Origin of the sequence: Streptomyces nigrescens (assembly GCF_027626975.1) — a bacterium.
GTDB lineage: Bacteria > Actinomycetota > Actinomycetes > Streptomycetales > Streptomycetaceae > Streptomyces > Streptomyces nigrescens.
The window spans coordinates 8503572-8514030 of record NZ_CP114203.1 but is presented as its reverse complement, the minus strand read 5'-3'; the positions used below and the strand labels follow the sequence as shown (position 1 = coordinate 8514030).

7 protein-coding genes and 1 pseudogene are annotated in these 10459 nt (G+C 71.1%); 2 read left to right on the top strand and 6 right to left on the bottom strand.

Annotation, left to right across the window (positions count from 1 at the left end):
• Positions 1-19: 19 nt before the first annotated feature.
• The 4 genes and pseudogenes from STRNI_RS37360 to STRNI_RS37345 all read right to left on the bottom strand — a co-directional run.
• On the bottom strand, positions 20-148 hold the full coding sequence (locus STRNI_RS37360) for a SapB/AmfS family lanthipeptide (RefSeq protein WP_093638117.1): 129 nt from the start codon (positions 146-148) through the stop codon (positions 20-22).
• A gap of 59 nt (positions 149-207) precedes the next feature.
• On the bottom strand, positions 208-2805 hold the full coding sequence (lanKC, locus tag STRNI_RS37355; RefSeq protein WP_277412821.1) for a class III lanthionine synthetase LanKC: 2598 nt from the start codon (positions 2803-2805) through the stop codon (positions 208-210).
• Positions 2806-2956: 151 nt separating this feature from the next.
• Positions 2957-4066 carry a CapA family protein gene (locus STRNI_RS37350; protein WP_266439703.1) on the bottom strand — a complete coding sequence of 370 codons (1110 nt, stop codon included), beginning with the start codon at positions 4064-4066 and terminating at the stop codon, positions 2957-2959.
• Positions 4067-4392: 326 nt separating this feature from the next.
• A pseudogene (locus tag STRNI_RS37345) lies at positions 4393-5268 on the bottom strand (EamA family transporter); the annotation flags it as partial.
• A gap of 81 nt (positions 5269-5349) precedes the next feature.
• Between STRNI_RS37345 and STRNI_RS37340 the strand changes: the two are divergent.
• Both STRNI_RS37340 and STRNI_RS37335 read left to right on the top strand, forming a co-directional pair.
• Entirely contained in the window at positions 5350-6201 is an 852-nt protein-coding gene (locus STRNI_RS37340) for a LysR family transcriptional regulator (protein WP_266439700.1), read from the top strand.
• A gap of 83 nt (positions 6202-6284) precedes the next feature.
• Entirely contained in the window at positions 6285-7079 is a 795-nt protein-coding gene (locus STRNI_RS37335) for a (2Fe-2S)-binding protein (protein WP_277412820.1), read from the top strand.
• 36 nt (positions 7080-7115) lie between these two features.
• On the opposite strand, the gene STRNI_RS37330 is transcribed toward STRNI_RS37335, so the two are convergent.
• Both STRNI_RS37330 and STRNI_RS37325 read right to left on the bottom strand, forming a co-directional pair.
• Positions 7116-8207, bottom strand: coding sequence for an ArsR family transcriptional regulator (locus STRNI_RS37330; RefSeq protein ID WP_277412819.1), 1092 nt, complete (start codon positions 8205-8207; stop codon positions 7116-7118).
• Between the two features lie 198 nt (positions 8208-8405).
• On the bottom strand, positions 8406-10376 hold the full coding sequence (locus tag STRNI_RS37325; RefSeq protein ID WP_274733439.1) for an APC family permease: 1971 nt from the start codon (positions 10374-10376) through the stop codon (positions 8406-8408).
• Positions 10377-10459: the final 83 nt, after the last annotated feature.

Genomic DNA, 10459 nt, shown 5'->3' with positions numbered 1-10459 from the left:
GTCCCTTAGCGACGGGAAGTCAGTTACAGGTGGTGACGCTCAGGCTGCTGTCGCCGCAGAGCAGCAGGCTCGCGCGGCTGCCGGTGTGGAGCTCCTCCGTGGCCTCGGCCTTGGGGGTTTCCATCGTCTGCAGGTCAAGAAGGGACATGGTGGTTCCTCTCTGATGGGGACGGGGTGTTTCTCGATCGGCCCCGGACGGGGCCGGCTTCAGGGCCGCCTGGGCGGCGGGAGGAAGGGCAGGTGCACGGGTGTGTCGTGCAGCGCGCTGCCCAGTGCGAGCAGGCACCCGGCGGTGCCGGTGCTCAGGTCCATGGAGAGCCGCATCATCTGCTCCCCGGCGAAGGCCAGATGCCCCTGGTAGGGGACGGCGCCCCAGGCGAGGGAGTCGATCTGGCGGCGGAGGTCGGCGGCATGGGTGCCGGGGCCGCCGGCCGTGGTGCGGGCCAGGTGGAGCACCATGCCCGCCGCACCGCGGAACAGGCCGGGCTGGGCATAGAACTTGGCCTGGGCCGCCTGCACGATCTCGTGCCGCGCCCGTTCGAACTCGTCGTCCGGACGGTGGGCGAGGAAGTCGTCGAGCACCATGCCGATGCCGACGCTGCCGGCACCGAGGTAGGGCATGGTGCGCCAGCCCTCGTTGACCTGGAGGGCGCCCCCGGCGCCGCGCACGCAGCGGGCCAGGTCCCGGCGCAGTGCGTCGGCGGCCAGGTCGAGCAGCGCGGGGTCGTCGGTGCGCTCGTACAGGCGCAGGAAGAGCAGTGCCGCTCCGCTGTCGCCGTGCAGCAGTCCGGCGCGGGGTGCGCCGCCCTCGGCCGGTGGTGCGGCGGCCCGGAGTTTGTCGGCCACGAGCTGGGCACAGTGCAGTGCCCGCTCCCCGAGGGAGCTTTCGCCGGTGGAACCGGCCAGGGAGTCGAGCGCCAGGCCGAGGCCGGCCAGTCCGCTGTGCAGATCGGGTGCGATGTCCTGCCAGCGCTGGGTGCCGAGGGTGTCGACGAGGTCCAGGGCCCGGTCCCGGTGCCCGAGCCGGTCCAGGACCCAGGCGACGCCGGAGAGACCGTCGTAGAAGCCGAGCGGACTGCCGGACGTGGGGGTCTTCGTCCTCCGCAGCAGCCACTCCTCCGCCTCCGGGCAGCGTTCCGCGCCGGTCTCCGCCAGGGCGTACAGCACCCCGGCCGCCCCGTAGGCGAAGCAGGTGCCTCCGCCCGCGGTGGAGAACTGGGCGATGTCGCCGGGGAAGCAGCGGTCCTCCCGGTCGGGTGTGGCCGAGGCGAGCACGGCCCGGACCATGGAGTCGCGGCTGTGCGGCCAGTCGCCGAGGGCTACGGGTAAGTAGCCCGCTCCCCCGGGCCGGCCCGTACGGCCGGTGGTGCTCGCCGGCTGATGGCCGCGGAGGATTTCCGCCACCGCTTCGTCGAGGTAGTCGCGGGGCACCGGGAACTGTGCGGCGGCGATCTCCGCCAGATGTGCCGCCTTGCCGCGGTCCACCGCGAAGAGGCTGGTGAGCGGGAGGAACAATGCCAGGCGCAGACAGGCCAGGGCGTAGAGGTCGACATCGAAGCCCCGGCGGTCCGCGGGGGCGACGAAGCCCGGGTTGGCGATCACCTGGCGGCTGGACGCGTCATCGACGGAAGCGGCCTCGAAGTCCAGGAGCACCACGGAGGATTCGTCCTCGGACATCATGATGTTGAAGAGGTGCAGATCGTTGAAGACGACGCCACGGGAGTGGATCGCCTTCACCGCGTCGGCGACCAGACCGTGGACGCGCATGGCCCACTGGGTGTACTCCGCGAGCCGCTCGGGGCTCGGATCGGCCTCGATCAGCGGGTGGCGGTGCGCGAAGAAGCTGTTCAGCGGCCGGCCCTCGATGAACTCCAGCACCAGGAAGGTGTGGTCGCCGAGGGTGAACCAGTCGAGCACCTCGGGGGCGCAGCCGAGCCCGGACAGCCGTTGCAGTGCGTCCCGCTCGCGGGCCAGCCGGGCCACGGCGTCCGCTTCGTCGGCGGCCAGCCCGGCGTACGGCCGTGCCTCCTTCAGCACCACCTGCTGGTCCGTCCGCAGATCCCGGCCGACGTAGACCCCGCCGCCGTTGGAGAAGTGCAGCGCCCGCTCGATCTTGTAGGGCAGGTCGGTGACGGTGGTGGCGGAGCGGGCGTCCAGATGCGGCTGGAGGAACTCCGGGAGGGTGACCCACTCGGGGACGCGGAACGCGGGCTCCCTGCGGTCGGGGACCAGCTGCCCCTGGCCGTCCTCGATCGCGGGGCGGAGTTCGCCCTTGTCGTCGTAGCAGTGCCGCTCGGTGAAGCTGCCGTAGCGCACATACACCGGACCGGCACCCCAGCGCAGATCGCTGAGGATGTACGGTCCCGGTTCGCCGGCCAGCAGGTCGCCCAGCTCCTCGGCGATGCGGTGGCACTGCTCCTCATCGGCCGGGTAGATGGTGAGGAACTTTCCGCTGGCGCCGCGGTCGGCGTACTTGGCGTTGCGGATGTGCAGCAGATAGCGGCTCGGCATGCACTTGAAGGCGACCGAGCGCGGGACGCAGTAGTCCCAGACCTTGGCCAGCACTCGTTCGGCGTTGTCCAGGCAGGCCGAGACATGGATCTTCCAGCCCTGGCTGGGGAGTTCGCGGTCCAGCGGGCGGAACGCCAGCCAGTCGCCGGAGCGGTGGCGCTGCCAGCCCTCCGGCAGGTCCCGGTTCAGCGTCGCGTACTGCGCGCCACGGCCCTTGCTGCTTGCGGGCATGCGGTGGGGAGCGTCGTAGAACTGGCGGTCGGCGTCGCAGAAGACGGCGTAACCCTTGTTCATCGCTCTCCCTCGGCTGGTGACAGGGATGACGCTGTCACGGCGCAAGGAGGCAGAAACAGTCATGTCTGTCACGAAGAACCCATGAGAAATGCACGTTTGCTGCGAATTTGCTGAAACGCCGAAAGGGCGACCGGGGCCGCCACCTATCCCCCTAGGACGGACGGAGGGTGAGCGCGCCGTCCGGCTCGGCGGCGCAGGGCCCGAAGCCGGAGCCGATCCGGTCGAGGAGCCCCTGCAGCCACCGGGAGTCCTCAGGCGAGGCGTGCCGCAGCCGCATACGCCGGGACTGCAGGGGGATGATCCGCACGTCGTGGAGCCTGCCGGTGTCCGGGTCCACCGTGACGAGGAAGAGCAGCCGCAGATCGTCCCGGTACGCCTCGTAGCCGGTGATGCCCTCGTAGTCATCGATGAAGTCGCCGCACCCGTGGATCACGAGCTTCCCCCGGTACGCCTCCAGGGCCCGGGGGTGGTGCGAGGAGTGCCCGTGGACGACATCCACACCGCCCTCCAGGAGTGCGTGGGCGAAGCCGGCCTCACTACGGGTGACGTGGTAGCCCCAGTTGGGGCCCCAGTGGACGGAGGCGACCGCGAGATCTCCCGGCCGTTTCAGCTGCCGTACCCGCCCGATGATCTCACCCGCGGCGGCCGGCGTGGGCCGGGCCACGAAGTCGACCCCGGAGCGGCTCCCGGCTGCCGCCCAGTCCCGCGGGATACCGCTGGACGGCATTCCGAAGGAGAACACCAGGATCCGGCGGCCGTCCGCGACGGGGACCATCGCCGGGCGGCGCGCCGCGCAGGGGTCCGCTCCCGCTCCCGCCGTCCGCAGCCCCGCGCCCGCCAGCGTGCCGAGGGTCTCCGCCAGTCCCTGGCGGCCGAAGTCCAGGACGTGGTTGTTGGCCAGTACGCAGACGTCGGGGCGGGCGGCGGCCAGGCAGGGCAGGTTCGCCGGGTTCATCCGGTAGTGGATTTCCTTCTCGGGTGCAAATCCGCCGTACTGCGTGATGCTGGTTTCCAGGTTGAGCACCCGGGCGGCGGGCGCCGCGTCGTCGAGCACCTCCAGCGCGTCCCCCCATGGCCAGGAGAAGCCGGCCGGACACGGAATGGGGCCGTTCCTCGCCGCCGCCAGCTCTACATAGGCGCGGGCGTCCCGGACGTATCCCTCCCGCAGCGCCGGATCCCCGGGGTGCGGCAGGATCTGGTCGACACCGCGGCCGAGCATCACGTCACCGCAGAGGAACAGTGTGAGCAAGTCACTGCCCATTCCCCCAGGTTAGAGCCGGTCGGCCGAGGTTTCGCGGCGGACGGGCCGGCACCGCGCTCCACGGCGCCCCGGAGCCGTGGAGATCCCGCTCCCCCGGCCCCGGGTCCCGTCACCCACGCCTCTGAACTGCACCGATGCCCGAGGTAGGGGCAAGCGGCTCAGCGGGCTTCACACCGCGCTGGGGCACCGGCCGGTGTGCCGTGCGGAGTGGTGGAGTCCGCCGCGGGGCCCGGGAGCGTTGCCGGGGCGGGGACCGTCGCGGGGGCCGGTAGCGCCGTGCCGCCACGCCTGACCGGAGGGGGCGCCGGGCGCGGACCGGCGGCCAGGATGCTGACCGAGTTGGCCACCACGATCGCGGAGACGGCCAGCCACTCGATCCCTTCCAGGGTCTGGTCCAGGACGACCAGGCCGACCAGTGCCGCCAGGACCGGATTGACGCTCATGAAGATCCCGAAGAACCGTGCGGGGACCCGGCGCAGGGCGAGCAGGTCGGCGAGGAACGGTACGGCCGAGGAGAGGATGCCCGCGGTGGCCGCATATCCCAGAGCGCTCGCGCTCGGCGGGTGGTGGGCGAGCACGGTGATCCCGACGGGCAGGTAGAGCAGCGCGGAGACACCGGCGGCCGCGGCGGAGCCCTCGACACCGGGCAGACGGGCTCCGACCAGGCGGTTGAGCAGGATGTAGGACGCCCAGCACACGGCGGCGACCAGACCGAGGGCGATGCCCGCGTAGTCGGTGGTCGGCTGGGGACGGGTCAGAATGACCACCGCCGCACCGGCGACAAGGGCACACAGCAGGTCCACCAGGCGACGGGAGGCGGCCAGGGCCACGGCCAGTGGGCCGAGGAACTCCAGGGTCACCGCCAGGCCCAGGCCGATGCGGTCGATGGCGGTGTAGAGCGACAGGTTCATCGTGGCGAACACCATCGCCAGGCACAGCACCGGCCACCACTGCCGCCAGGTGAACGAGCGCAGCCTGGGCCGGCCCACCGCCAGGAGGACGAGCCCGGCCACCCACTGCCGTACGGCCACCACCCCGGCCGGTCCGATGGCCGGAAAGGCGAGCGCTCCCGTCGCGGCGCCGGTCTGGTTGGCGAGTCCGCTGCCGCACATCATCGCCACGCCCGCCAGCCGGCCCGAGCGCGCCGCCGGTCCCCCACGAGCGGCCTCCAGGAGCGGCAGGCCTTGCGTGCTTCGTCTCATGCACGGCAGCATCCGCCCGTGGGCGTCCATACATAAAATGCATGCTCGTACTCATCAATGCGCTGTGGTTATGGATGTGGGATGGAACTGCGACATCTGCGCTGTCTGGTGGCGATCGTCGATGCCGGTGGCTTCACCGATGCCGCCATCGAACTCGGGATCTCACAGGCCGCGGTGTCCCGGACGCTCGGTTCGCTCGAAGACTCCCTCGGCGTGCGGCTGTTGCACCGCACCAGCAGGAGCGTCATCCCCACCACCGCGGGCGTTCAGGTGCTGGCGCGCGCCCGGAAGGTGCTGGCCGAGGCCGACAACCTCATCCGCGAGGCCACCACCGGTCACACCCGGCTGCGCATCGGCCACGCCTGGTCGGCCATGGGCCGGCACACCGCCGAGTACCAGCGCCGCTGGGCGGCCCGCTATCCCGACATCGAACTGCATCTGGTCCGCACCAACTCCGCCACCGGCGGCCTGGCGGAGGGCCTGTGCGACCTCGCCGTGGTCCGTACGACCTTCGACGACGCGCGCTTCGCCAGCGCCGTCGTCGGCGAGGAACGCCGCTACTGCGCCATGGCCGCCGACGACCCCTGGGCCAAACGCCGGGCCATCCCCCTGGCCGACATCCACGCCCGTACCCTCCTCATCGACCGGCGCACCGGCACCACCACCGCCGACCTGTGGCCCCCCGATACGCGTCCGGTCGTCGAGTACACCCAGGACATCGACGACTGGCTCGCGGTGATCGCCACCGGCCGCAGCGTCGGGATCACACCGGAGAGCACCGTCAACCAGTACCGGCGCGACGGCATCGTCTTCCGGCGGATCCGGGACGCCGCACCCGTCGCGGTCCACCTCATCTGGCGACGCCATGACCCGCATCCGGCCACCCATGCCGCCGTCGCGCTGCTCACCGACCTCTACCGGCAGCGCACGTGAACGGCAGCGCCCGTGAACGACCGCACCCTCACCCCCTCCGGGGTGCTGCCACTGCCCCCCATCGAGGAATCGGACCGCACACCATGACGGAACCCTCCGCAGCGTCGACGGCACACCTGGCGGCACTCGGGCCCTTCTGTGCCTTCGAGACACACGCTGCGGGGTCCGAACCCAGCCCGCCCTGGCGGCCGTTGAGCGAGGCGGCGCAGGAAGGGAGCGGCGTCCTGCGGGAGCGGGTCGCATCGGTGCGGGCCTCTCTCGCCGCCAACAGCGGCCGACCACCCGAAGCCGTCGCGCCTCGGGTGGCCGCATCGGTGGCCCATCTGGGCCTGGTGGCGCGGGTCATCTCACCGGTCCTCGGCCTGGCCGCTCTGCACGGCCTGCCGTCGCGGCCGCTCACACTGGGCGACCTGTGGTGGGGTTCCGCCCTCGGGGGCGCGTTCCGGCTGTCGCTGCCCCGGGAGGCGGTGACCCCGGTCGCCGGTGGTGACACCCGCACGGCCGGCGCCATCGCCGCGGACATGCTGGACGGACCGGTGCGTGCCCTGGTGGACGCCTTTGCCCCCTTCTCGGTGTCCCGGCGCATCCTGTGGGGCAATGTGGCCTCGGCCGTGAACGGCGCGGCCACGGGCATCACGGCGGCGGCCCCGGGCCTGGAACAGCCCGCCCGCGCGGTGGCCCTGGCCTTCCTGCGGCAGCCGCAACTGCGGGACACCCACACCCTGGACACCCACAACGGCCGCTTCACACGGAGGAGTTGCTGCCTGATCTACCAGGCCGCCCCCAATGCCGCGGGCGCCGTGTGCGGCGATTGCGTGCTGGTGCGCGGACGGAGCGGTCGCGGACAGGACGGTCGCGGGGGACGGGGCCGACGCTGAGCCGTCGGCTGTCGCCACTCCTGCGGCCGCACACCTTTACGCCGACACGACTCCCTCATGGTCGGCCGCCTGCTGGGGAGCAGAACCAACCGGTGTGCCACGGCGGGTCTGTGACACACCATCACCAGAAGCCGCTCGACCGCCACACATCCGCTCGGCGTTCACCGTGCGCCGGTAGTACACCCGGCTTCCTTCCCTCGCCCGGGTGACCAGCCCCGCCCGGAGAAGATGGCTGAGGTGATAGGAGACGGTCGACGGGCTCAGGTGGTGGCGGTCGGCGAGCTGGCTGGTGGTGCGGGGCAGATCGAGGCCGGCCAGCAGGGTGGACCGGGAGTGGCCGAGGACGCTGCCCAGGAGCGGACCGGTTCCGCCGGCGGTCCGGTCCGGTCCATGGGGACGGCGGGTCGGGTAGATGAGGTAGATGCCGCGTTCCTGCCAGGGATCCACGCTGACGAGCCAGCTGTGCGCGACTGGCGAGGGAAAGAGCGTGAGGTCCGTGGTCCCGGGTACCTCGATCCGGTGCTCGCTCTCCAGGTGCAGCGCGCCACAGCCGTAGGCGACGTCCCGGTGCAGGGAGTTCAGTACGGCGCTCAGACCGCTGCGGGCGATCAGGCCCGCCCGGTGCTCGATATCGGCTTCGATGCCGGCAGCGACGGAGGGCCACAGGGGCGCGAGGCTCTGACGCCAGAACGACTCCAGCTCGTCGGCGGCCTTCTGCGCGAAGGCCCGCTCGCCGCGTTCCAGGAAATCCCTGACACCGGGACGCGCACGAGTGGATGCCTGCCCCCGCAGGGACGAGGTCCGGAACATACGGTTCATCTGCCGGGCGACGACAGGAGCAGGCGTCGTGGCGACCCGATGCAACTCCGCCTCGAGATCCGGTGTGCCGTCCGCGACCGCTCCGGGAGTCATGAAGTCCGGTGCATAACCGCGGATCTCGCGGCGCAGCGCGGACAGCAGATGCAGATGCCGATCCTGCAGCGCGCCATCGACCTGCTGTCGGGGCACGCCGACACGGCCCGTTGCCTGCGGGCGATGCGGGTGCAGCACCGCTCCGGCCTGCATCAACGGTGAGACCGCGAACCGCGTGGCCGCCAACGCGTCGGCGCTCATGGCGATGCTGATCATTAGCTGCCCCCTGCCCGGCGCCGGGCCCCCGCCGATGCCCGACCCCATCCTTCCATGATCCATTCCCGGGGCAGCAGGACCCCGCCTCGACAGGTAGGCACGGTACGGCGCCTGTTCGCCGGCCGGGAGGGCACCCCGCCGGACGCCGCGGCCGTCCACCACATCGTGACCACGGTCGTGGCCGGCGGGGCAGCCCGTTCAGCCGACGTGGACGCGGGGGCGGCGGTCGCGGTCGGGTTCGGCCTCGCGGAGGACTTCGCGGGTGACGGGGGCGACTTCACCCTGGCCGAAGAGGAAGAAGCGGAGGAACTGGGCGAAGGGACTGCCTTCGGTCCACTCGAAGTAGATGTGCGGCAGGGCTCCCGTGGTGTCCCGTACGTGCAGCAGCAGCGCGGCCAGTGCGTTGGAGATGGTGGAGCTCTCCAGGCAGAGCACGCGGTAGCGGCCGTGCATGACCTCGCCGCGGACCCGCAGTTCGCTCTCGAATTCCGAGGGGTCGCCGACGGTCACCTCGACGAAGATGAGGTCGTCCTCGGCCGGGATGTCATTGTCGGTCCGGATCTGCTTGACCTTGTCGCGGTACTCGGCCAGATCCCGTTGGTCGGGCTCGTTCGCGATGAACCGGACCTTGCGGTGGGCGATGTCGCGCACGAACCGCTCGGCCATCTCGTCGAGCACGACGCTGGTGACGCGTAGTTCGAAGGCGCGGGCGAGGCGGGAGAGGAACGACACCAGGATGATGCCGGCGATGAAGCAGGCACCGATTTTCACGCCATCGGGGCGCTCGATGACGTTCGCGATGGTGGTGTAGAGGAACACCAGGGAGATCACGGCGAAGCCGGTCGTCCAGCCGCGCTCCCGGGCCCGCCGCGCGGCGATGGTCACGGCGATCGCGGCGGAGCTGATCAGGACCAGGACGCCGGTGGCGTAGGCGCCGCCCTGGGCGTCCACGTCGGCGTTGAAGATCCAGGTGACCAGGAAGGCGACCAGGGTGAAGACCAGCACCATCGGGCGCACCGCCCGGGCCCAGTGGGGCGCCATTCCGTAGCGTGGCAGGTATTGCGGCATCAGGTTCAGCAGGCCGGCCATGGCCGAGGCGCCGGCGAACCAGAGGATGGCGATGGTGGAGACGTCGTAGACCGTGCCGAACGCGGAGCCCAGGTACTCGTGGGCCAGATAGGCCAGCGCGCGGCCGTTGGCCGATCCGCCGGGCTGGAAGGCCTGCTCCGGGATGAGCAGGGTGGTGATGAAGCTGGTGATGATGAGGAAGACGCTCATGATCACGGCAGAGGTGGTGAGCAGCTTCTTCGCCCCGCGGATCCGCCCCCTGGGGCGTTCCTCGGTGTCGCCGGGGTCGCCCTCGATGTGGGGCATGACCGCGACACCCGTTTCGAACCCGGACAGGCCCAGCGCCAGCTTCGGGAAGACCAGCAGGGCCACACCGACCATCGCCAGGGGGCTGCCGTGCTCGGTGGTCAGGGCATGGGACCAGTCGGGGACGACATGCGGTGCGGTGGCCACATGCCACAGTCCGGCGACGACCACGGCCACATTCAGCCCGAGGTAGAGGCCCACGAGGACGACGGCGACTCCGATCGCCTCCAGGAAGCCCTTGAGGAACACCGCGCCGAGCAGCGCGATCAGGATCAGCGTGATGACCATCTGCTGGTGGTGCAGCACGCTGCTGACATGTGGGTTCTCCACGAGGTGGGTGGAGGCGTCGGCCGCCGACAGGGTGATGGTGATGAGGAAGTCGGTGGCGGCGAAGCCCAGCAGGGTCAGGACGAACAACTTGCCCTTCCAGAAGGACAGCAGCCGCTCCAGCATCGCGATCGAGCCCTGGCCGTGCGGGCTCTCCTTCGCCACCCGCCGGTAGACGGGCAGCGCGCCGGCGAGCGTCACGATGACCAAAACGATGGTGGCGATCGGTGACAGCAGCCCCGCGGCCAGGGCGGCGATGCCCGGCTGATAGCCGAGGGTGGAGAAGTAGTCGACCCCGGTCAGGCACATCACCCGCCACCAGCGCTGTCCCCGGTGGGCACTCACCGGCCCGGCGTGCGGCCCTTTCTGATGCCTGGCCATATCGGCCAGGCCCTCCAGCATCCAGGCGCGCAGGCGCTGCCGTGCCGTGGCCCCGGAAGGAGAACCGGCAGGGGCGGAGGCGGCCATCGTGTGCTCCTGTCGTACCGCGAAATGTCCAGCCATCGGCGCGACGGCCAGGTCAGCGTACGTAGTCCGGGCCCCGCCACCGC

Excerpts from the sequence above, each read along its gene's own strand:
- STRNI_RS37360 (WP_093638117.1), bottom strand. The coding sequence starts at position 148 with ATGTCCCTTCTTGACCTGCAGACGATGGAAACCCCCAAGGCCGAGGCC.
- lanKC (WP_277412821.1), bottom strand. The coding sequence starts at position 2,805 with ATGAACAAGGGTTACGCCGTCTTCTGCGACGCCGACCGCCAGTTCTAC.
- STRNI_RS37350 (WP_266439703.1), bottom strand. The coding sequence starts at position 4,066 with ATGGGCAGTGACTTGCTCACACTGTTCCTCTGCGGTGACGTGATGCTC.
- STRNI_RS37340 (WP_266439700.1), top strand. The coding sequence starts at position 5,350 with ATGGAACTGCGACATCTGCGCTGTCTGGTGGCGATCGTCGATGCCGGT.
- STRNI_RS37335 (WP_277412820.1), top strand. The coding sequence starts at position 6,285 with ATGACGGAACCCTCCGCAGCGTCGACGGCACACCTGGCGGCACTCGGG.
- STRNI_RS37330 (WP_277412819.1), bottom strand. The coding sequence starts at position 8,207 with ATGATCAGCATCGCCATGAGCGCCGACGCGTTGGCGGCCACGCGGTTC.
- STRNI_RS37325 (WP_274733439.1), bottom strand. The coding sequence starts at position 10,376 with ATGGCCGCCTCCGCCCCTGCCGGTTCTCCTTCCGGGGCCACGGCACGG.